Here is a 21,572-nt window from a genome sequence, read left to right on the forward strand (position 1 = left end):
CTTCGGGAGTGCGCAGAACATGAACAGCCGTACGGGAGAACCGCGCAGGGGGTCTCGCCACAGACAACCGGGCCGTCGCGTCGGGCCGGTGCACAGACCGCGTACGACGATACGCACCGCCGGCGCCCCCGTGGCCCGGCCGGAGGCGCCCGGCATCCCCCGCGGCTTCCTCCCCGAACCCGCCCGGCACGTCGCCGTGTGGAGTGCGCTCACGCTTCTCGTCACCGGTGTCGTCTCGGTGGGCGTGTGGCTGTGCATCACCTTCCAGACCGCCGTCACTCCGGTGCTGCTCGCGCTGCTCGGCACCGCGCTGCTCGGCCCGTTCTACCGGCGGCTGGTCGCGATGAAGTTCAACAAGTCCCTTGCCGCCGGGCTGACTTGTGCCGCCGTGATCGTGGTTGTGGGCGGCGCCGCGTACATCGTGGTGACCGCTCTCATCGACACCGGCGACCAGATCATCTCCTCGCTGCGGAACGCGGCGCAGTCGCTCAGCGACGAGTTCGGCGTGGCCGGGACCTCCCTGGACGACCTCGCCAAGAACGCGAAGGACCTGCTGTCCAAGTTCGGCGGCACCGCGGCCTCCGGGGTGCTCAGCGGCGTCGGCGTCGTCACCGAGTTCATCGCCACGGCCATTCTGGCGATGCTGCTGATGTTCTTCTTCCTGCGCGACGGCGACCGGGCGATCGCCTCGCTGCACTCGCTCGCACCCCGCGGCACCGGGGAGACCCTTGAAGTGATGGCCCGGCGCGCCTTCCAGGCGATCGAGGGCTTCATGCGCGGGACGACGATCATCGCCTTCATCGACGCCGTCTGCATCGCCGTCGGCCTGCTGATCCTCCAGGTGCCGGGCGCCGTGGGCCTCGGGGCGCTGGTGTTCGTCGGCGCGTACATCCCCTATCTGGGCGCCTTCCTCTCCGGCGCGGTGGCGATCCTGGTCGCGTTCGCGGACCGGGGTCTCGCGACGGCGCTGTGGGCGCTCGGAGTGGTCCTCGCGGTACAGGTCCTCGAAGGGAACGTGCTCCAGCCGATGATCCAGAGCCGGACGGTCCAGATGCACCCGGCGGCGATCCTGCTGGCGCTCACGGCGGGCGCCTCGATCGCCGGGATCCTCGGCATGCTGCTGTCGGTGCCGCTCACCGCGGCTGCGTTCGGCGTGCTGTCGGAGCTGAGGGCACGGTACGGGGACGGGGCGGGCGCGGCGGCCGTCCCGTACAACGCGCTGCGGGCCGAGGTCGACCGGGCCTGACGGCATGGGCCGGCCCCGCAGGAGTGCGGAGCCGACCCATGGGAGTCTCCCAGGCCCTGGGACCTAGCCGACGACCCGGCCCAGTTCGATCCGGTCGATGTTCGGCGCCCATGCGCTCGCGTTGCCGAACGTCACCTTGTTGGCACCCTCCTTCAGCTCGACCGGGACGCCCAGCGTCCAGTAGTCGTCCCAGCTCCAGGTGTTCTTGAAGGTGACCTTCCGCGGCGCGCCGGTCCCGACCGTGATGTCCGCCGTACGGGACATGATGTCCGTGTTGTAGGCGTGGCCGTTGTCGCGCCGGTCGTTGTGCGCGTAGTGGACGACCAGCACGTAGCGGCCGGACTTCGGCGCGTCCACCGTGAACTCGGCTGTGCTTGAGGCGCTGTTGCCGAGCCAGCCGATGTAGGAACCGGCGGAGGCGTGCGGGGAGTCGACCAGCTTGGCACCGCCCGCGAGGGTGGCCGCGGCGCCTTCGTAGGAGAGCATGCCGTTCGTCGAGCCGTCACCGGAGACGTCGAGGGAGCGGACGGAGGCGTACGGGGCGGTCATCGCGACGCGGTTGTTGCCCGCCACGAGGTACAGCCGCAGGGGCCGGCCGGGCGCCGCCGTCACCGTCTCTGCGTGCAGGGCCAGCTTCACCGCCGCCGAGGCCTGCGGCACCACCGTGTAGTAGCCGTCGCGCGGGGCGTAGACGTCGAAGACGGCCTTGTCGCCGGAGCGCAGGACGAGGGCGCCCGTGCCCACGCCGGCCGAGGAGGAGTAGTCGTACGACGGCTTCCCGCTGATGTCCGCCAGCGTGGCCTCGTACGAGGCGGACGGCGCGCCGCCTCGGGCGGTGAGGTCGATGCGGTCGAGGGTGACCTCGGCGGCGCCCTTGGCCAGCGTCAGCTTGTGGGTGCCGGCCGACAGCCGCACGCCGACGTCCTTCTTGGCGCGGTAGGTCCAGTTCTCGGTGGAGGGGTAGGTGACCGTGACCGGATCGGCGCCGTCGATCGACAGCTTCTGTGTGGCGGGGGTGCCGGACTGGTTGCCGTACAGGATCGCCAGGTCGTACGTCCCGTCCTTGGGCACCGACACCGTGAAGTCGACCTTGCTGGAGTCGGTGTTGAGCGAGCCGACGTCCTTCGTGCCGGAGGTGGCGTAGCCGTTGGCGTTGCTGACCGTGCCCTGGGTGTAGACCTGGCCGCCGGTGATGGCGGCGTCCTCGGCCTCGTAGGAGGCGGTCCAGGGGACGGAGGCGGCGGTCGGGGTGCCGGAGCCGCCGGGGGTGAGGACGATGCGGTACGCCGCCATCTTGTGCGTGCCGCGCAGCGGGACGGTCACCGTGCCGTCGGCCGCCACCTGCACCTTCGTACGGGCGAGGACGCGCGGTGTGGCGTGCTGTCCCTCGTAGCCGGACCAGGCGGCCTCGGCGACGGTCGCGGTGACCGTGCGGCCGAAGAGGGACCGGGAGACGTTCTGTACGACCACGTCGGAGTCGCCGGCCGAGCCGCCGAGCAGGACCTGGGCCTGGCGGCGGGAGGTGTCCAGGGAGGCGAGTCCCTGGAGGGTGTCGATGGTGTTGGCCTGTGGCGGGGTCACCTTGACGGTGTTGCCGGTGAGTCCGGCGTACCAGCGGAAGAACCACCAGCCGCCGTTGGGGATGTTGGACCGGACGACATTGCCGTCCATGTTGCCGGCGGCGTCCCAGTAGGCCTGGTTGGCGTACACCTTGTTCCGCTCGAACATCGAGACCCACTGCACGAGTTGCCCGGGCACGGACAGGTCGCGGCGGTTGGCGTACTCGTCGATGTTGATCTTCAGCGGGGTGATGCCCGCCTCACGTTCCAGCGCACGGTAGTTGTCGTAGTGCGCCTGGAAGTCGCGCAGCGAGCCGGAGCCGAGCTCGTGCCAGGTCATCACCTGGGGCATCACGTTCTCCCGCTTGGCGAAGGCGAGGAAGTCCTTCAGCAGGCGCGTGTGGTAGGCGGCCTCGTTCGGGCCGGCGATCCTCGCGTCGGGGTCGATCGCGCGGATGCGCTGGTACACCGTCTTCCAGTCCTTGAAGAACCGGTCGCGGTTGGCTTCGTACTGCGCCTGGTTCGAGGTGCCGAGGTTGTACCAGATCTGGTCGGGCTCGTTGAACGGGATGTAGACGAAGCGGTCGCTGTTCGGGTCCGCCGACACCTCCTTGGTGATCTTGTCGACCTTGGGGAGGTAGTCGTCGATGCCGAGGTCCTCGTACGGCCACTTGGCGTAGATGTCCTGCATCATCACGTTGATCTCGCCGCCGCCGTTGCGGAAGAACGACTTGGAGACGGTGAGCGCGTCGCCGTTGGGGTGCTGGGCGCCGCCCTCCGGCTTCTGCGAGATGCTGGTGATCTTCAAGGGCTCCAGGGCCGCGTCGCTGGGCACCCCGTCGTCGCTGAGCCCGTACAGCGCGCCGTTGGCGCCCCGCATCACGGGGCCCTCGGATGCGGCGAGGTCGACGGTGAGGCGCTGCGGGTCGGCGGCGGCTGCCGCGGAACCCGTGGCGGGGAGGGTGCCTGCCATGAGGGCCGCTCCGAGTGCGGCTGTGAGCAGGGCGGTTCTGGCTCTCGTGCGGGTGGGGATGATCACGCTGCTGGACCTCCGGTCACTTGACGGCTCCACTGGTGATTCCGGACACGATCTTTCGCTGGCCGACGAGGAACACGGCGACCATGGGCAGGCTCATCACCACGACGTACGCGAAGACGAGATGCCAGTTGTTGAGGTAGAGCTGGGCGCTGGCGACCTGGTAGAGGTTCAGCGGGAGGGTGGCCCGCTCGCCGCCGCCGAGCACGAAGAAGGCGTAGAAGACATCGCTCCAGGCGTAGAGCATCACCATGATCGTCGCGGTGGCGATGACCGGCCTGAGCAGCGGAAGGACGATCCGCAGGAAGATCCGGGACGGCTTCGCCCCGTCGATGCGCGCCGCCTCCTCCAGCTCGACGGGGATGGCGCGGATGAAGCCGGTCATGAAGAAGATCGACGTCGACAGATACATGCCGGTGTAGACGGCGATCATGCCGGGGCGGGTGTTCGCGAGCCCCAGCTGCCGCAGCTCCATCACGATGGTGATGACGGCGGGCGGCAGCAGCAGTCCGCTGACGCACAGCGCGTACGCCGCCGAGACCAGCTTGGACTTGCGGCGGGCGAAGACCCAGGCGGCGCCCGCGCCGAGGATCAGGACGAGGGCCACCGAAGGCACCACGACGAGCAGCGAGTTGAAGAAGCCGCGCAGCATCTCGCCCTCGCTGACGGCGTCCTGGTAGTTGCCGCCGGGCTGCCAGTGCCGGGGCAGGTCCAGATTGGGCTTGATGGCCTCCGCCTGCGGTTTGGCGGAGGTGACGGCGACGAGCCACAGGGGGACGCCGACGGCGAGCCCCGCGATCAACAGGACAAGGACCGGACGGCCGTACCGCCAGGCGACGGACGGGTTCACAGCATCTGCTCCCTTCGCCGCAGTCCGATGACGAGCGGGATCGCGATGGCGACCACGACCAGGAACAGGACGAGGCTCATGGCGGAGGCCTGGGCGTACAGGCCCTGGCCGAAGATCCGGAACATGTAGATGTTGAAGACCTCCGTGGAGGCCGCGGGCCCGCCGCCCGTGGTGGCCTGCACGATGTCGAAGGTGTTCATCGAGCCGATCAGCGCGGTGGTGACGTTGAAGGTGACGGCCGGCGCGAGCATCGGCCAGCGCACCGACCAGAAGGTCCGCCAGGGGCCCGCGCCGTCGCACTTGGCGGCCTCCAGCATCTCGCCGGGGATGCCCTTGAGCCCGGCCAGGTAGATCAGCATGGCCAGGCCCATCCACTTCCAGCCGTGGATGAGGGTGACCAGGACCAGCGTCCAGGTCGTCGAGCCCAGCCACGGAATGTCCGTGCCGAGGACGGAGTTGACGGCGCCGTCCTGGTCGAGGAGGGCCTGGAAGACGTAACCGGTGGCGAGCGCCGAGATGAGCACCGGCAGGAAGAAGACGGCGCGGAAGAACCGGTTGAAGCGGGTGTCGTCCTCCAGCAGCAGCGCGAGCACGAGCCCGAAGCCGTTCTGGAACACCGCCGCCAGCAGCGCGTACAGCAGGGTCGTGCGGATCGCCCGCACCAGCGTGCCGTCGTCGGCGATGGTCTTGAAGTTGTCCAGGCCGGTGAAGGCGATGTCCGCGTGGTACGAGGACCAGTTGGTGAACGGGTAGTAGAAGTTGAGCAGGTTCGGCACCAGGAAGAAGCCCGCGAAGACGGCGATCGCGGGGAGCGCGAACCACCAGGGGTGGTGCACGGCGGCACGCGGTATCCGCCCCACTGTCCTCGCCGCACCGGTTGCCGGTTTCTGCTTACGCGTACGTATGGCCGTGTCCGCCATCGGAAGTCCCCGCTGCCGTAGGTGCTAGAAACGGTGCTAGAAACCGGGCGCGCCCTGGGCCTTGGCCACCTGCGCGAACTGGTCCTGGATCGCCTGGGCGACCTGCTGCGGACTCTTCTTGCCGAAGATCATGTCGGCGAGGTAGAGGTGGGTGTCCGGGGCGACGATCGCCTTGGCCTGGAAGACCCCGATGGCCTTGGGCAGGGCCGCGACCTGGTCCTTGGACGTCTGCGGCAGCCCGTCTGGGGTGGGCACGGACGGCTGCACGGAGGGGATCTTCATCGCCTTGATGTAGTCGGCGTAGTCGGGGCCGAGCCAGAAGGCCATGAACTGCCGGGCCGCGTTCTGCCGCTTCTCGTCACCGGTCTTGAAGGCGACCACGCCGTTGGTCTGGTCCGGCGAGTACAGGCCGGTCGCGGAGGAGTTGGCGATCGGGAACCAGCCGATCTTCTTGTCGATCTCGGCGGTGGAGTACTTGGCCTGGAGCTGGCTCTGGAAGGAGGTGACGTTGAGGACCATGCCGGCCTCGCCCTTCCACAGCGCGTCGGCCTGCCCGGTGAAGGTGCCCGTCTTGTAGTTCTTCTGGGCGAGCCCGGCGTCGAGCAGCTTCTCCTTGTACTTCTTGATGGCACCGACGACGACCGGGTCGGTCCACTTCTTCTTGTTCGCGTTCAGGTCGGCCCACCACTGCTTGTCGAGGTCGGTGAGCTGGACCTGCATCTGCCACTGCAGGGGCCACTTGTCGCCGCCGGCCTCGTAGAAGCCGGCCGCGTCGGTGTCGTCGACGACCTTCTGGCCGAGGGCCAGCAGCTCGTCGTACGACTTCGGGAAGTTCTGCTCGGTGATTCCGGCCTGCTTGAAGACGTCCTTGTTGTAGTAGACGCCGAGCATGGCGGGGCTGGTGACGATCGCCGCGTACCGCTTGCCGTCGATGACGCCGAGCGAGCGCTCGGTGCCGCCCAGCTTGGAGACCCACTCCTCCCCGTCGAGGGTGAGGAGGTTCTGCTGGGGCTGGATGAAAGGCAGCGTGGAGATGGACGGCTGCCAGAACATCAGGTCCGGGCGGTCGCCGGAGGCCAGCTTGGTCGGCACGTTCGTCTCGTACAGGTCCGGGATCGCCTGGGTCTCGACCGTGGCGCCGGTGGCCTTCTTGAAGGCGTCGATGACCTGCTTTGGCGCGGTGACCGTGTTCTGCGCGGTCCACATGGTCAACTTCACGCCGTCCAGGCGGGCGGTGGGGTCGACGGCCGTCTGCTTCGCGTCCGTGCCCGAGTCGCCGGCGGTGGGATCGCTGCACGCGGTGGCGGCCAGTCCCAGGGCGCATATCAGGGCCAGGGCGGGGAGAGCTCTTGTCTTCATCACGTGCCTTTCACGAACGAGCGGTTCAGGGGCAGGACTCGGAACAGCTGGGCGTTTACGAGGAGTTCCTCGGGAGGGTCGGCGGCCCCGAGCTCTCCCGCACCACCAGCTCCGGTACGGAGACGGGGTGCGGGGCGATCCGCGCGGACTCCTCCAGCACCCCGTGCAGCAGGGCGAACGCGGCCCGCCCGAGGCCGGTGAAGTCCAGGCGTACGGTCGTCAGCGCCGGGGTCAGATAGGCGGAGTGCGGGGCGTCGTCGAACCCGGCCACGCTGACCTCGCCGGGGACGGACCGGCCGGTCTCGTGCAGGGCGCGCAACACCCCGAGCGCGAGATCGTCGTTGCCGCACAGGATCGCGGTGACGGCCGGGTCCTGCGCGAGCTTCAGGCCGGCCGCGTGGCCGCCCGCCGGGCCCCAACTGCCCTGCACGGGACGGGGTTCGGGCGCTCCGGCCTCCCTGAGCGCCTGCCGCCAGCCGGTGGTGCGGGCGCTGGTGCGGCGGGTGCTGGACGGTATGGCGACGTAGTGCACGGTCTGGTGGCCGAGGGCGAGCAGATGGCGGGTCGCCTCGTAGGCGGCCTCGCGGTCGTCGGTCCACACCCAGGGGCGGCCGGGGTCGGGCGGGCTCGCGGGGGTCTCGACGACGCCGACGACCGGCAGCTCGACGGGGACGGCGCCCAGGGCCCGTACACCGGCCGGATCGTAGGCGATCACGATCAGCCCGCCGCCCGCGTCCGCCGCCCGCTGCACCTCGGCGGCGACGGCGGCCTCGTCGGCCGATTCCAGGACTCCGATCCCGACCGCGTAGGACGCGGCGCGGGCCGCCTCCTCGATGCCCTGGAGGATGGAGGCGTAGCCGTAGTGGGTGGTGTTGGCGGTCAGCACGGTCACGGCCCTGCGCTGCCCGCTGGCCAGGGCGAGCGCGGTGGCGTTGCGGCGGAAGCCCAGCTCGTCGATGGCCGCGAGCACCCGTTCCCGGGTGGACGGCTTGACGCTGGGATGGCCGTTGATCACCCGGGAGACGGTCTGGTAGGAGACCCCGGCTGCGGTCGCGACGTCCCTGATGCTCGCCGGGCGCCTTGTGTGACCGGTCACATTCATGCCAGGATTGTGACCGGTCACAATGCGGTCGTCAAGAGACCGTAACGAGGGATTCACGAGGGGGACCACCTTGACCGGTACGGCGGATTCGGCGCGCAAGGCCTCCAACGACCCACAGTTCAGGTTCAGTTGGGGCCATTCGGCGCTGGGTGCCGAGTTCGCCACCGCGTCGGACGGCACGCTGCGGTTGGTCCGACTGGGCCGTCCCGGCCGTCCCGGTGAGACTTCACCGCGGGTCAGCCGGGAATCCACCCTCCCCCTCCTCGAACTGACCGCGCTCGGGCATGGCAGCGGCTGGTCCGGCCCGCGCTTCACGGGCACGGCCTTCGGTTCGCGCCTGAGATACCGGGACCATCACAGCGGCAGCCGCACCGGCTGGGAGTGGCTGACCGTCGAACTCCACGACCCCGAGACCGGGTTGACGGCCTTCGTCGAGCTGACCTCCCCCACCGGCCTGCCCGTGCTCCGCTCCCGCGTCCGCCTCCGCAACGACGGCACGCGGCCCCTGATCGTCCAGTCCGTCAGCAGCCTGCTGCTCGGCGGCCTGCCCTCCCCCGACGCCCTCGACGTGCACCGGGCGCGCAACGACTGGCTCGCGGAGTGCCGTTGGCACGCCGAGCCGCTGCGCGACACGGTCGCCGACATCAACGTCGGCGCGCACCAGCACGACAGCCGGGCCGCCCTCGTCCTCACCGGGCGCGGCAGCTGGCCGACCGACGGCCACCTGGCCATGGGGGCGGTCACGGAACGCGGCGGCGGCCGGACCTGGCTGTGGCAGGTCGAGTCCCCGGCCGGCTGGCGCTGGGACCTGGGCGAACACGCGCACGGCACGTATCTGGCGCTGAACGGTCCCACGGACGCGGAGCACCAGTGGCGGGTCCGGCTCGCGCCGGGCGCGGAGTTCACCACCGTGCCGGGGGTGGTGGCCCTCGGCTCCGGATTCGACGAGGCGATGGGCGCGCTGACGTCGTACCGCCGTGCCGTACGCCGCCCCCACCCCGACCACCAGGCGCTTCCCGTCGTCTTCAACGACTACATGAACACGCTGATGGGCGACCCGACGACCGAGAAGCTGCTGCCGCTCATCGACGCGGCGGCCGAGGCCGGGGCGGAGTACTTCTGCATCGACTCCGGCTGGTACGACGACGACACCGAGGGCTGGTGGGACAGCGTCGGCGAGTGGCTGCCCTCGCCGCGCCGCTTCCCGGGCGGCGGGATCCGGGCGGTCCTGGACCGGATCCGGGAGCGCGGCATGGTGCCCGGGCTGTGGCTGGAGCCCGAGGTCGTCGGCGTGCGCAGCCCGATCGCGTCCGCCCTCCCCCTGGAGGCCTTCTTCCGCCGCGACGGCGTGCGCCTCGCCGAACAGGGCCGCCACCAGCTCGATCTGCGCCACCCGGCCGCCCGCGCCCACCTCGACAAGACGGTGGACCGGATCGTCGGCGACTGGGGCGTGGGCTATCTCAAGCTGGACTACAACATCGTGGTCGATCCGGGCACCTGTGCCGACGGGGACCTCGCGCCGGGGGCCGGGCTGCTCGGCCATGCCCAGGCGTATCTGGACTGGCTGTCCGAGCTGCTGGACCGGCATCCGGGTCTGGTCGTGGAGAACTGCGCCTCGGGCGGCATGCGGATGGACGGGGCCACGCTCGCCGTCGCCCAGCTCCAGTCCACCAGCGACCAGCAGGATCCGCTGCGCTACCCGGCGATCGCCGCGGCGGCGCCGACGGCGGTCCCGCCGGAGCAGGGCGCCGTCTGGGCCTACCCGCAGCCCGCCTTCGACGACGACCTGATCACCTTCACGCTGGGCGGTGCGCTGCTGGGGCGGATCCATCTGTCCGGCCATCTGGACCGGATGTCGGAACACCAACTCGGCCTCGTACGGGACGCGGTGGGTGCGTACCGGGCGATCCGCGGGGACCTCCAGAAGGCCGTGCCGTTCTGGCCGCTCGGTCTGCCGGGGTGGACGGACGAGTGGCTGGCCCTGGGGATGAGGGTGCCGGACGGACCGTCGTACGTCTCGGTGTGGCGGCGCGGCGGGGAGAGCGAACTCCACGTCCCAGTGGAGCACTTGGGCGATGAGGTCTGTGCCGAGATCCTGCACCCGTCCGCCGCGACGGCCGGCGCGGCGGTCTGGGACGGGAACGGACTGCGGGTGTCGCTGCCGCGCACACCGGGCGTCCTGCTGATCCGGCTCACTTCGGGCGCGTAGGAGACGAGGCCCGAGCCGGTGCCGAGGCGCCGGCTCGGGCGTTCGGTCAGCTGCTGGTGACCGACATGCTGTTGGTCCGGAAGTCGAGGCCGCCGGACGACGAGGTGATCTCGAAGCCGAACTGGACGTCGCCGATGGTCTCGTTGCCCATCCAGCCCTTGGTGTCCTTGATCCACTTCAGGACCGGGAGGATCTGGACCGTGCCGGAGGTGGAGTCCGAGGTGCGCAGGAACGAGAAGACGTCCCAGTACGTGCCGTCCGTCCGGGTGACCCGGCCCTTGTAGACATTCCAGTTGTGGCCGCCGAGCGTGGCGTTGCCCTGGTAGGAGCCGAGCGCGCCGACGTCCCCGTTGTAGTTGACCCAGAGCATGATCTCGTAGTCGTAGTCCGTGTCCCAGACGTCGTACGAGGTGTTGTACGCGCCCGAGGACGGGACGGTGACGTTGTAGCTGCTGTTGAGCGAACCCAGCGAGGTGATGGACTTGTTGATCACCTTCTTGGCGTTCGGGTAGGACTTGATGCCGCCGGTGTTGGGGTGGTTGGCCCAGACACCCCAGTTGGTGCCGGAGTTGGCCCAGATGCACTGGCTGCCGGCGCCGCCGCCCCAGATGTTGTTGTAGAGCGTGTAGCCGTTCAGGCTGGTGTTGCCCCACTGGTCGCAGGAGTTCCAGACCGCGGCGGAGGCGGGGGCGGAGGCCATGCCGATGGTGACGCCGAGCGCGAGGGCCGGCGGCAGCAGGACCTTGCCGATTCTGCTCAGTGTGCGTGTTGCCATGGTGTCCCTTCCATGGGTGGGGGGAATTGCGGGGGGAGTTACCACGTCCCCAGGGCGAGGACGCGTTCTTCTCCGGCGACGAGGTTGAGCGGCTCAGCGCCGGAGGAAGTCCGGAGTTCGATGCGGTGGGTGCGCGTGGGGCGTACGACCGCGGTCGCTTCGTGCGGGCTCCAGGTCAGGTCGATCTCGGCACCGAACCGGGTGCGGATGCCACGCAGTTCGCCCTTCGGGTACGCCGCGGGAAGCGCGGGCAGCAAAACCAGCCGGTCCGGCGTCGACTGCACGAGCATCTCGACGAGCACGGCGGGCAGGGTGTGGGCGGCATCCGCGTTGTAGACGTCGCGGTTCGGGTAGTGGGCGCTCATCAGGGAAGCGTGGAAGAAGTCCCCCTTGAGCACCTGGCCGAGGGCGTGCGCGACCCGCCCGCCGTCGCGCAGCCGGGCCGCGACGAGGGCGTGGTGGAGGTGGCCGTGGGCCGAGTCGTTCTCGGCGCCGCGGAGTTCGAGGGCGCGGTGGGCGGCTGCCGCGAGGTCCGGGGTGTCGTACGGCGTGATCTCGTCGAGCGGCCAGACGCCGTAGAGGTGGCTGAGATGGCGGTGGTCGTAGGTGTCGTCCAGGCCGGGCCAGGCCCATTCGGCGAGGGCGCCGTCGGCGTTGATCCGGTGGGGCGGGAGCCGGTCGGCGAGGGCGCGCCAGCGGTCTGCCTGTTCCGGATGCTCCTGATGTTCCAGGTGGTAGTCGGCGGCGGTGAGGAGGGCGTGCCGGGCGGCCGAGAGGTCCATGGCCGCGTTGATCGCGCCCCAGCTGGCGTTCGCCGGGCGGTTCTCGGGCGAGTAGGAGGGGACGACGATCAGGTGGCCGTCCTCGTCGGTACGGGTGAGGAAGTCCTCGTAGAACAGGGCGACTTGGGCGAGGGCGTGGGCGGTGCGCGGGTCGCGTTCGCCGCGGGTCTCGTCGTGGTTGACGAGGGGCTTGAGGAGCCAGTCGGCGCCGGCGGTCCACAGGTGGAGCGGATATTCGCGACTGAAGTGGTACGTCAGCCCGGACTCGCCGTCGGTGTGCGCGGGCGCGACGACGCCGCGGGCGCCGAAGACCGCGCGGGCGTTCTCACTCCAGTCAGCCAGTTGACGCTGGATCAGGGAGGCGTGTGCCTCGGTGACTTCGGGGAGGGCGGCGGCTGCCGCTGAAGCCGTCTGGAGGTTGAGGTTGGCGTCGTTGGTGAAGGCCCCCGACCAGGCCGTGTTCCAGTCACCGGTCCACAGGCCGACGAGGCGGGGCGGAAGCATTCCACTGGCCGAGAGCAGGTGGTAGCGGCCGGCGGCGAAGAGGCGTTCAAGGAGGGCTGGGCTGTCGGGGCGTTCCAGCAACTCGGAGCCGGGGAGGGCGCGTTCGGCGGGGTCGGCGTTGAGGTCGAGAGCGACGCGCTCGTAGGCGGTGCGGTGCAGCGCGGTGTGACGGGCCAGGAGGCCGGCGTACGGGTCCTCGTCGTCGGGGAGCAGGTCGCCGAGGGCGCGGGCGTGGGCGAGGGCGTCCGGCTCGGGGGCGGCCGGGCCGTCCGGGGGGCGTGCGGCCGGCCCGTCTGCGTGGCGCACGGCCGGCACGTCCGGGTGGTGTACGGCCGGTCCGTCCGGGCGGTGTACGGCCGCCCCGCCCGTGTGGCGCAGGACGCGGGTCAGCAGCAGGACGGACTTGGCGCCGGTGACCCGTAGGCCGGGAGGCGTGAGCGACGTACGGCCGCCGGTGACCACGACGAGCGTCACTCCGGTGTACCCGCGGTCGCTGCCGGGGTAGCGGGCGCGCAGGGTGAGCAGGGCGCCCTCGGGGGTGAGGACGGCTCCGTGGCCGACGGCGAGGTCGTGGGGTGCGCCCGGGAGCCGGTGGTCGAGGGCGATGTCCAGGTCCGGTGCCGAGAGGTGGTGGACGATCACGTCATCGGCGCGTGAGACGAAGACCCGGCTGCCGAAGCCCTCGCACTCCGCCGTCGCGACGCCCGTGGTGAAGTCGACGGAGCGGCGGTACCGGCGCGGTTCGGCGGGCCGCATCGCGCGCAGCCGTATCTGGAAGGCCGGGTGGAAGGGCTGCACCCACTGGAGGTCGCGGCCGTCGGTGAAGGTCTCGGCGGCGGTCGACTCACCGGCCAGCAACCGGTCCTGGAGCGCGGGGAGTTCGGCGGCCAGCTGGGGCGGCCGGGCGCGCTCCCCACCGTTCGGGCGGACCAGGGTGTGGTGGGTGACGATGACGCGTTCGTCGTTCGGATCACCGAACACAAGGGTGCCGTGGTGGCCGTTGCCGCCCAGGAAGGCGTCCTCCCAGCGGGCGGCCGGCTCCGGCTCCCACGTGCCGTGGACGGGGCCGTCGGTGATGGCTTGAGCAGGGCCCGTCACGGCTTGAGCACGGCCGGTCATGGCTTGAGCACGGCCGGTCATGGCTTGAGCACGGCCGGTCATGGCTTGAGCACGGCCGGTCCCAGCCTCAGCACGGCCGGTCATGGCTTGAGCACCGCCGCTCCGTAGCGGCCGAGGGTGAGCTCGCCCTCGACGTCCGTCCCCGTCAGTACGTCGTGAGGGGCCCCCGGCACCTCGACGGTCACGGACTCGCGCCCGTGGTTGAGGACGAACAGCAACTCACCCCGACGGACCACCTCGACCCCGGCGGGGACGGCATCCAGCACGGGACGAACCCCGGCCTCGGCGGCCACACCGGCGAGCAGGTCGCGCAGCGCCTCCGGCTCGGGAAGCGTCGAGACGTACCGGGCGCGGCCCTTGCGCAGCACCGCGGGCAAACCGTCCAGCTCCCCGCCCTTGTACGCGGCCTCCGCCTCGGCGTCCTCGGTCTTCTCGATCTCCTCCGACCACAGGGTGCCGCGGAAGCCGTCGCACTCGACGGTCTCCCCCGCGTCCAGCGGCCACCACTCGTGCAGCGTGCGGATGCCGAACAGCTCGCGCAGCCGGGCGTCCATCCCGCCGGTCCGCACCCGGTCGTCCTCGTCGGCGATGCCGGTCAGGAAGCCGCTGACGAGGGTGCCGCCATCGCGGACGTACGCGAGGAGGTTCTCGATCGCCGCGTCCGTGAGCGCGTACAGCTGGGGGACGACGACCAGCTTGTACGCGCTCAGGTCGTGCTCGGGGTGAGCGAAGTCGGTGGTGAGGTGGGCCTCCCAGAGGGCGCGGTGCCAGGCTCTGAGGAGGTCGGGGTGGTCGACGTGCGTGGACAGGCGGCCGTCCTGGGCGCCGGCCCACCAAGCGTGCCAGTCATGCAGGATCGCGATGTCGCTGTCGGAATGACTGCCCGCCACTTCGCCGCTGATCCTCGCGAGGTCGGCGCCGAGCTGCTTCACCTCCTGGTACGTACGGCCCTCCTCCCCCGCGTGACTGACCATCCCGGAGTGGAACTTCTCGGCGCCCTGCCGGGACTGCCGCCACTGGAAGTAGCAGACCGCGTCGGCGCCCCGGGCCACTGCCTGGAGCGACCAGAGGCGGTTGAGTCCGCGGGGCTTGGGGTGGTTGACGCCCCGCCAGTTGACCGGGCCGGCCGCCTGCTCCATCAGCATCCAGGGGCCGCGGGCCTGGGAGCGGGTCATGTCCTGGACGAGGGCGCCGTTCTGGGCGCCGAGAGGGTCGCGCGGATCGGGGTAGAGGTCGACCGAAACGACGTCCTCCTCCTCGACCCAGCGCCATGCGTCCTGGCCGACCCACAGCGGCATGAAGTTGGTGGTGACGGGGATGTGCGGGGTCGCCCGGCGGACGATGTCACGCTCGGCGACGTAACACTCCAGGAGCATGTCGGACGTGAACCGCTTGAAGTCCAGCACCTGGCTGGGGTTCTTCAGGTAGTGGGCGTGGCGGGGCGTGTGGATCTCGTCCCAGGCGCCGTAGCCCTGGCTCCAGAAGGCGGTGCCCCAGGCGGTGTTGAGGGCGTCGAGCGTGCCGTACTTGTCCTGGAGCCAGCGGCGGAAACGGGCGGCGGCCTCGTCGCTCCAGTCGTAGGTGCAGTACTCGTTGTTGATGTGCCACAGGGTGAGGGCCGGGTGGGTGCCGTAGCGGGCGGCGAGGTCCTCGGTGATGGCGGCGGCGTACCGGCGGTAGGTGGCGCTGGAGTGCGAGAAGTGCTGGCGGCCGCCCCACCACTCGGTACGGCCGTCCTGGTCGACGGGCAGGGTGTCGCGGTGCAGGTGGCCCATCCAGGGCGGGGGCGAGGCGGTGGGGGTGGCGAGGACGACCCCGATGCCGTTGTCGTGAATCAGATCCATCAGCCGGTCCAGCCAGCCGAAGTCCCGCTCCCCCGGCCGGGGTTCCAGCTTCGCCCAGGAGAAGACGCCGAGGGTGACGGAGTTGACGCCGGCGTCCTTCATCAGACGGACGTCCTCGTGCCAGGTCTCCTCGGGCCACTGCTCGGGGTTGTAGTCGCCGCCGTAGAGGATGCCGCGCTCGCGGGTCACATGGCTGAGGTCGGGCATCAGACGGGCTCCCCGTACTGGACGCCGCGCCCGTTGGTGGCGAGGTAGACGCGGCCGTACACGCGCGGGTCACCGGTGATCGCCTCGCCGATCCAGCCCCACTGGTGGGCGTCGTCGTTGATCCGCACCCAGCTCTTCGCGCCGTCGTCGGAGCGATAGACGGCGGTGATGGTCTCGGTGGACCCGACCAGGTAGATCGCCGGGTAGTCGGCACCGTCCGCGGCCTTGCCGAAGCCGAGGCAGTACGAGGCCCAGCAGCTGGGGACCTTCGAGAAGGTGGCGCCCCCGTCGGTGGACCGGTACAGCCCGTTCCACTTGGTGGACAGCCACAGGTCACCGCTCCGTCCCGGCGCCGCGACCAGCTCGAACTGGCTGTCGCCGGAGGGCAGTTGGGTGGCGCGGGCGGTGAAGGTGAGGCCACTGTCGGTGCTGGCGAACAGCGTTCCCGTGTCGGTGTCGTACGCGTACAAGAGCCTCGGGTCGGCCGGGTCGGCGACCGGCGTGGCGCCCTTCGGGAAGGAGGTGACCTCGGACCAGGTGGCGCCGTTGTCCGTGGAGCGGTGGGCGGGGTACTTCGTGCCGTCCCAGTGCACGAAGACCCAGAGCAGCACGCTGCCGTCGGCGTTGGTGGCGATCGGCCCCGGTGCGTCCTTGGCGATGGCGGGCTGGGCCTTGAAGGGCGCCCAGGTCTGCCCGCCGTCGTTCGAGTAGGCGCCGTTGCCGTTGTCGCCCCAGCCGCTGCGGACCACGTACGCCGGCTTGGCCGCGGCCTGGGCGAGCCCCGTCGCCGACCCGAAGATGGGGTTCGACGCCATGCCGCGCGAGGGGGACGCCGTGAGCGACTCGTGGTACATCACGCCGATGTCCCCGTTACCGCTGATCAGGTGCGCCGTTCCGACCGGGGGCGAGATCAGCTGGCGGGCGGACGCCTCCTCCAGGCCGCGGATCTGCGGGGCCCAGTTCCTCAGGTCCCGCGTGCCGTATATGGTCGCGCCGGTGCCGTAGAGGACGTGCCGGGAGTCGTACGGGTCGAGGGCGAGGGCCTGGATCCACCAGCCGAACTTCGGCTTGTCCGCTCCCCACTTGAGGTAGGGGGTCTCGGAGACGTCGAAGACTGCCGTGTCCTTCAGGGACGTCCAGGTGCGTCCGCCGTCGGTGCTGCGGAACACCGTGTCGACCTCCGCCCACCGGTTGTTGGTGGAGACGACGAGCGTGCCGGGCCGACGGGCGTCGACGGCGACACCGCCGTAGCCGAAGTTGTCGGCCGAGCCGTCGGCGGTGGTGCCGCCCGGCTTGACGGGCGTGACCTCGGTCCACTTGCCGTTGAGGGTGCACAGCTTGTGCACGCTGCCGTTGGACTGGCCGTTGGGGCCGGGCGCGTTGGCGTACGTCACGTACAGGTGGCTGGTGCCCCGGTCGTAGGCCGCGCGGATCGGCACCTTGGCGGCGGTGCCGGATGGCCGGCCGGGGACGGCCTCCCAGGTGGTGCCGTCGGCGGTACGGAACAGGTTGGCCGTGGTGCCGTCGCTGTCACCCCAGCCGGCGTAGAGCGTGCGCCCGGCGGCGACGAGGAGGGTGACGCCCTGGCCGCCCGCGTTCGGGCTGCCCGGGAAGCCGGAGGCGGTGGCCCAAGTGGCCCCCCGGTCGGTCGACTTCAGCAGCCCGTCGTGCCGGGTGCCCAGCCACAGGACGTCACTGTTGCGCGGATCGACGAGCAGCCGCTCGCCGCAGCCGCGCCCGTCCTCGTTGGCACCGAGCTTCACGGTGAGGTCGGTGCGCTGCCAGGTGGCGCCACGGTCCTCGGACCGCAGGACGGCTCCGTTGCCCGCCCAGGACTGGGCGTAGGTGCCGAGGGCGAGGTACAGCCGGTTCGGGTGCGCCGGATCGACGGCCATGGCCTCGACGCCGAGCAGGTTCCAGTCGTCCCAGCCGATGTGGTCGGTCAGCGGGACCCAGCTCGCGGTGCGGTCGTCCCACCGGTAGGCGCCACCGATGTCGGTACGGGCGTAGGCGAGGCCGCGGACGGAGGGATGGAAGAGGATGCCGGTGACGAAGCCGGTGCCGCCTTGGACGGCGTTGCGCCAGCGGTAGGCGGGGGCGGTGGCGGACTCCGCGGCCCGGGCGGGACCGGCGAGAGTGGGAAGGCTCGTGAGCGCGGCGGCGGCCGCGGTCCCGGCGAGAACGGCTCGTCTGCTCAAGCGCGACGCGTGCATGACATACCTCGTTCTGTGCGGCTCGGGGAAAGCAGGGAATGGGGAGGTCCGGGGTCGCCGCGGCCGACCGCCGGTTAGGAGCAGGTCGGCCGCGGCGAGGATGAGGGGGAAGGGGAGGGGAGAAGGGCGGGTGTCAGCCCTTGACCGCGCCGGTCAGCATGCCCTTCTTGAAGTGCCGCTGGACGAAGGGGGAGGCAACCGCAACGGGAATCAACGCAAGAACCATGACAGCCATCTGCAGCCCCAGGGCGGAGAGTTGTCCGGTGCGGACCGCCTGCTGGAGGCCGGTCGGCGCCTCGCTGTTCTTCTGGACCAGCTGGATGAGCACGTTCTGCAGCGGCATCATCTGCTGGTCGGTGAGGTAGATGGAGGCGTTGAACCAGGCGCTCCAGTACCCGACCGCGTAGAACAGGGAGATGACGGCGAGCACCGCTCGCGACAGCGGCATGATGATGGTCAGCAGGATGCGCAGGTCACTGGCCCCGTCGATGCGGGCGGACTCGGTGAGTTCCGGGGAGATCCCCATGAAGAAGGCCCGCAGGACGAGGATGTTGAAGACGCTGACCGCGCTCGGCAGGATCAGCGACAGATAGGTGTCGGTGAGACCCAGCGACTGCACCAGAAGGTACGTCGGGATGAGGCCGGCCCCGAAGAACATGGTCGCCATCATGGTCATCAGAAAGAACCGGTGGCCCAGACTGCCCGGCCGGGACAGGCCGTAGGCCGCGAGCACCGACACCGTCATCGAGAACAGCGTGCCGAAGAGCGTGACACCGACCGAGACCATGATCGCCCGGCTGACCTGGCCGCCGCTGAGCAGTTCCGTGTAGTTGACGAAGGTGATGCCCTGGGGGATCACGACGAGACCGCCCACCCGGTCGATCACGGGTTTCGGGGAGAGGCTGGTGACGATCACGATCCACAGCGGGCCAAGCACCCCCAGGCAGCACAGGACCAGGAAGCCGCCCTTGGCGGTGAGTCCGACCTTGCTGGGCGGCTCCTCCCACACGGGGCGGGCGGGAGCCTTGAGGCTGCGGATGAGCTGCGTGTTGAGGCTCATTTCTTGTACACCCCCTGCTCGCCGAGCAGGTGCGCGAACTTGTTCGCGCCCAGGACGAGACAGACTCCGATGGCGCCCTTGACGAGGCCGACCGCGGCCGCGTAGCTGAAGTCGCCGTTCTGGATACCCATGTTCCACACGTACGTGTCGAGGACCTCGCTGGCCCCCGCGCCGACCGCGTCCCGCTGGAGCAGGAACTGTTCGAATCCGACGCTCAGCGCGTCACCCACCCGCAGCACGAGCAGCAGCGCGATCACCGGGCGCAGAGCGGGCAGCGTCACATGCCACATGCGTCGCCAGCGCCCCGCGCCGTCCATGGCTGCCGCCTCGTACAGATCGGTGCTGACCGCGGCCAGCGCGGCGAGGAAGACGATGATCCCCCAGCCGGCGTCCTTCCACACGGCCTGCGCGGTGACCAGGTACTTGAACAGGTCCGCGTTGGTCATCAGGTCGAAGCCGCTCCACCCGTGGTCCTCGAGGGTCTGGGCGATGATGCCCGCGCCGCCGAAGATCTGCTGGAAGACGGTGACCACGAGGACCCACGAGAAGAAGTGCGGCAGATACATGATCGCTTGCGCCACGGCCCGGACCCGGGGCCTGATCACGCTGTTGATGAGCAGCGCGAGGGCGATGGGGATCGGGAAGAACAGCACCAGTTGGAGCACGAAGAGGACGATGGTGTTCTGCGCGGCGTCCCAGAACAGCGGGTCGTCGACCATCCGCGAGAACTGCTCGACGCCGACCCAGGGACTGTGGAAGATCGCTGTGATGCCGTTGCTGGAGACATACGGGTCGTAGTCCTGGAAGGCGACGACGTTGCCGAGCAACGGGACGTAGTTGAAGATCAGGAGCAGCACGATGACGGGCAGCGTCATCAGGATGAGTGCGCGGTCGCGGCGCAGCCGGATCCGCCAGGGAATCTTGCCCGCCCTGCCCGCCTTGCGCGGCACCCGCTCCTTCTCCACAACCGTGGCGACCGCGGCCGTCGGCTCCTCGACGGCCGCGGGGGGACGACTCCCGTCGGGCCTGCTCCCGGCCGTGAGAGACATCAGTTGCCGCTGCCGTTCTTGTCGATGAGCTGCTTGTACCAGTCGCGCAGCTTGTCGCCGCCGGAGGACTTCCAGGTGGAGATGGCGGCCTGCACGTCCGACAGCTTCCGATTGCCGCGCACGTAGTCGAGCTCCAGCTGCTCGAACTGGCTGGAGAGGTTCGCGTAGCGGGTCGGCTCGACGATGTTCATGCCGAAGGTGGACGTCTTCTTCATGAAGGCGCCCATCCGCTGCTGCCACTCGACCTGCTTGCGGGCGACGTCGGGGAAGTCGGGGTGGGCGAAGTAGGCGGCCGGCGCGGCCAGCATCACCCAGGCGTTGAGCACCTCGGAGTTGCCCAGGTCGTTCTTGACCGGGACGCCGTCCTTGACCGTGTAGTGGGTGCCCTCGACGCCGTAGTCGACGAGCATCCGCTCCTTGGTGCCGTAGGGCGCCGCCGAGAAGTTGGCGGCGGCCAGCGCGTTCTCGATCGTCGCCTTCGAGGCGCCCTTGCGGATCAGCGACCAGATGGTGGCGGGCTGCGACGCGTACAGCGTCGGGTTGCCGCCGTCCGCGCCGAAGAGGTCGATGGCGTCGATCTGGAGGTCCGGGTTGGACTGGGCCTGTTCGGCGGTCTTTCCGTACCAGTCGGCGATGTTGGTGTTGTAGACCAGGATCTGCCCGGCGGTGAACCGCTGGCCCTGGTCGCCCGAGCGCGCCTTGTCGTCGGGGTGGACCACGCCCGCGTCGAACAGCTTGCGGACCCACTCCAGGGCTTCCAGGTACTCGGGCTGCTCGATGCGGTACGTCAGCTTCCCGTCGGATCCGATGTCCCAGCCGATCGTCCCGGAGCCACGGACCCCGAAGATGCTCCACGCCGACCAGGTCATGTCACCGCAGGCCCACACCTTGGCCTTGGAGCTGGTGGCCTCTTTGGCCCAGCTCATGAACTCGTCGGGCGACTTGGGTACCGAGTAACCCTTCTTGTCGAAGATGTCCTTGCGGTACAAGGGCGTGATCCAGTTCGCGGTGGCGGCCGGCATCGGGATGCCGCGCAGCGCACCGCCGAAGATGCCCATGCGCCAGGCGTCGGAGGGGATCGCGGCCAGGTTCGGGTACTTCTTGACCTTGTCGCCCGCCAGGTACGGGCCGAGGTCCATGAACTTCGCGGTGACCGCGTTCGCGATCTTGCCGACCAGCTCCCAGCCCGGCACGACCACCATGTCGGGTATGGAGCTGGAGGCGAGGACGGCGCCGAGCTTCTCGCCATAGGTGTTGCCGTCCTGGTTCTGCCAGGTGACCTTGGTGCCCGCGGCGGCGTCGAGTGCCCTGTAGTAGGCGCAGCCGGCCTTCGGTGGGGAGCCCCAGAACGGGGACATGATCTTGAAGGGGGCGCCGGTGCCGAGCTTCTCCGGGACCGAGGTGGCGAGGGCCGCGAGCTCGACCTTGCCGGTGTATCCGGAAGCCGAACCGTTCTTCGAGGGCAGGTCCGGCTTGGCGACCGCGCTGGCGACGAACGTCGGGAGCAGCTTGTCCGCGGCCTTGCCCGACGTGGTCCCCTCACGCGACCCGCTGTCCGAACCGCCACAGGCGGAGAGCAGCGGCATCCCGCCCGCCACCGCGGCGGTGGCGACCGCGGTGGAGGCGAGGAAGCTTCTCCGGCTCGGCCCGGAGGAGGCGGAAGCGGCGTTCGGCGTCATTGCGTCAACCCTTCATGGCGCACCAGGACACCCGGCGGGGGAGCCGTCGGCTGCGGTGT

The 21,572-nt window shown here is 70.1% G+C and carries 14 protein-coding genes; 2 read left to right on the top strand and 12 right to left on the bottom strand.

The features are described 5' to 3' along the window. Positions 1-88: 88 nt before the first annotated feature. Positions 89-1,246: an AI-2E family transporter gene (locus CLM62_RS00295; protein WP_257003594.1), complete on the top strand. Its 1,158-nt coding sequence runs from the start codon at positions 89-91 to the stop codon at positions 1,244-1,246. A gap of 63 nt (positions 1,247-1,309) precedes the next feature. Here CLM62_RS00295 and CLM62_RS00300 read toward each other — a convergent pair whose 3' ends face one another. The 5 genes from CLM62_RS00300 to CLM62_RS00320 form a co-directional block, all read right to left on the bottom strand. Next, positions 1,310-3,778, bottom strand: coding sequence for a CBM35 domain-containing protein (locus CLM62_RS00300; protein WP_095747921.1), 2,469 nt, complete (start codon positions 3,776-3,778; stop codon positions 1,310-1,312). An 82-nt stretch (positions 3,779-3,860) separates the two neighbouring features. Continuing rightward, the gene (locus tag CLM62_RS00305; protein ID WP_095747844.1) at positions 3,861-4,691 is read right to left on the bottom strand and encodes a carbohydrate ABC transporter permease; all 831 of its coding nucleotides are present in this window, start codon (positions 4,689-4,691) and stop codon (positions 3,861-3,863) included. Then, positions 4,688-5,611: a carbohydrate ABC transporter permease gene (locus CLM62_RS00310; RefSeq protein WP_095747845.1), complete on the bottom strand. Its 924-nt coding sequence runs from the start codon at positions 5,609-5,611 to the stop codon at positions 4,688-4,690. The genes CLM62_RS00305 and CLM62_RS00310 overlap by 4 nt, the downstream gene beginning before the upstream one ends. Positions 5,612-5,647: 36 nt before the next feature. After that, the gene (locus CLM62_RS00315) at positions 5,648-6,970 is read right to left on the bottom strand and encodes an ABC transporter substrate-binding protein (RefSeq protein WP_095747846.1); all 1,323 of its coding nucleotides are present in this window, start codon (positions 6,968-6,970) and stop codon (positions 5,648-5,650) included. A gap of 55 nt (positions 6,971-7,025) precedes the next feature. After that, positions 7,026-8,072, bottom strand: a complete 1,047-nt coding sequence (locus tag CLM62_RS00320; RefSeq protein WP_095747922.1) for a LacI family DNA-binding transcriptional regulator — start codon at positions 8,070-8,072, stop codon at positions 7,026-7,028. Between the two features lie 22 nt (positions 8,073-8,094). Between CLM62_RS00320 and CLM62_RS00325 the strand changes: the two genes are divergently transcribed. Continuing rightward, positions 8,095-10,281, top strand: a complete 2,187-nt coding sequence (locus tag CLM62_RS00325; RefSeq protein ID WP_095747847.1) for an alpha-galactosidase — start codon at positions 8,095-8,097, stop codon at positions 10,279-10,281. 46 nt (positions 10,282-10,327) lie between these two features. On the opposite strand, the gene CLM62_RS00330 is transcribed toward CLM62_RS00325, so the two are convergent. The 7 genes from CLM62_RS00330 to CLM62_RS00360 all read right to left on the bottom strand — a co-directional run bounded on the left by CLM62_RS00330 (position 10,328) and on the right by CLM62_RS00360 (position 21,513). Continuing rightward, on the bottom strand, positions 10,328-11,056 hold the full coding sequence (locus tag CLM62_RS00330; RefSeq protein WP_095747848.1) for a hypothetical protein: 729 nt from the start codon (positions 11,054-11,056) through the stop codon (positions 10,328-10,330). A gap of 38 nt (positions 11,057-11,094) precedes the next feature. Then, positions 11,095-13,461 (bottom strand): glycoside hydrolase N-terminal domain-containing protein, encoded by a 2,367-nt coding sequence (locus tag CLM62_RS00335; RefSeq protein ID WP_095747849.1) that lies wholly within the window; start codon positions 13,459-13,461, stop codon positions 11,095-11,097. Positions 13,462-13,541: 80 nt separating this feature from the next. After that, on the bottom strand, positions 13,542-15,512 hold the full coding sequence (locus CLM62_RS00340) for a beta-galactosidase (protein ID WP_095747850.1): 1,971 nt from the start codon (positions 15,510-15,512) through the stop codon (positions 13,542-13,544). Then, positions 15,512-17,725 (bottom strand): sialidase family protein, encoded by a 2,214-nt coding sequence (locus CLM62_RS00345; RefSeq protein WP_095747851.1) that lies wholly within the window; start codon positions 17,723-17,725, stop codon positions 15,512-15,514. Before CLM62_RS00345 ends, CLM62_RS00340 begins: the two co-directional genes overlap by 1 nt. Positions 17,726-17,858: 133 nt before the next feature. Further along, complete coding sequence (locus CLM62_RS00350; RefSeq protein ID WP_095747852.1) at positions 17,859-18,785, bottom strand: carbohydrate ABC transporter permease; 927 nt, start codon at positions 18,783-18,785, stop codon at positions 17,859-17,861. Continuing rightward, positions 18,782-19,834 (bottom strand): sugar ABC transporter permease, encoded by a 1,053-nt coding sequence (locus CLM62_RS00355; protein WP_095747853.1) that lies wholly within the window; start codon positions 19,832-19,834, stop codon positions 18,782-18,784. The genes CLM62_RS00350 and CLM62_RS00355 overlap by 4 nt, the downstream gene beginning before the upstream one ends. Then, entirely contained in the window at positions 19,834-21,513 is a 1,680-nt protein-coding gene (locus tag CLM62_RS00360; RefSeq protein ID WP_095747854.1) for an extracellular solute-binding protein, read from the bottom strand. The genes CLM62_RS00355 and CLM62_RS00360 overlap by 1 nt, the downstream gene beginning before the upstream one ends. Between the last annotated feature and the right edge of the window lie 59 nt (positions 21,514-21,572).

It is taken from the genome of Streptomyces sp. SA15, assembly GCF_002291145.1.
In the GTDB taxonomy this organism is placed as follows: domain Bacteria; phylum Actinomycetota; class Actinomycetes; order Streptomycetales; family Streptomycetaceae; genus Streptomyces.

Coding starts and splice junctions, on each gene's coding strand:
- CLM62_RS00345 (WP_095747851.1), bottom strand. CDS start 17,725: ATGCACGCGTCGCGCTTGAGCAGACGAGCCGTTCTCGCCGGGACCGCG.
- CLM62_RS00360 (WP_095747854.1), bottom strand. CDS start 21,513: ATGACGCCGAACGCCGCTTCCGCCTCCTCCGGGCCGAGCCGGAGAAGC.
- CLM62_RS00330 (WP_095747848.1), bottom strand. CDS start 11,056: ATGGCAACACGCACACTGAGCAGAATCGGCAAGGTCCTGCTGCCGCCG.
- CLM62_RS00325 (WP_095747847.1), top strand. CDS start 8,095: ATGCGGTCGTCAAGAGACCGTAACGAGGGATTCACGAGGGGGACCACC.
- CLM62_RS00355 (WP_095747853.1), bottom strand. CDS start 19,834: ATGTCTCTCACGGCCGGGAGCAGGCCCGACGGGAGTCGTCCCCCCGCG.
- CLM62_RS00335 (WP_095747849.1), bottom strand. CDS start 13,461: ATGACCGGCCGTGCTCAAGCCGTGACGGGCCCTGCTCAAGCCATCACC.
- CLM62_RS00350 (WP_095747852.1), bottom strand. CDS start 18,785: ATGAGCCTCAACACGCAGCTCATCCGCAGCCTCAAGGCTCCCGCCCGC.
- CLM62_RS00300 (WP_095747921.1), bottom strand. CDS start 3,778: ATGGCAGGCACCCTCCCCGCCACGGGTTCCGCGGCAGCCGCCGCCGAC.
- CLM62_RS00310 (WP_095747845.1), bottom strand. CDS start 5,611: ATGGCGGACACGGCCATACGTACGCGTAAGCAGAAACCGGCAACCGGT.
- CLM62_RS00320 (WP_095747922.1), bottom strand. CDS start 8,072: ATGAATGTGACCGGTCACACAAGGCGCCCGGCGAGCATCAGGGACGTC.
- CLM62_RS00315 (WP_095747846.1), bottom strand. CDS start 6,970: ATGAAGACAAGAGCTCTCCCCGCCCTGGCCCTGATATGCGCCCTGGGA.
- CLM62_RS00340 (WP_095747850.1), bottom strand. CDS start 15,512: ATGCCCGACCTCAGCCATGTGACCCGCGAGCGCGGCATCCTCTACGGC.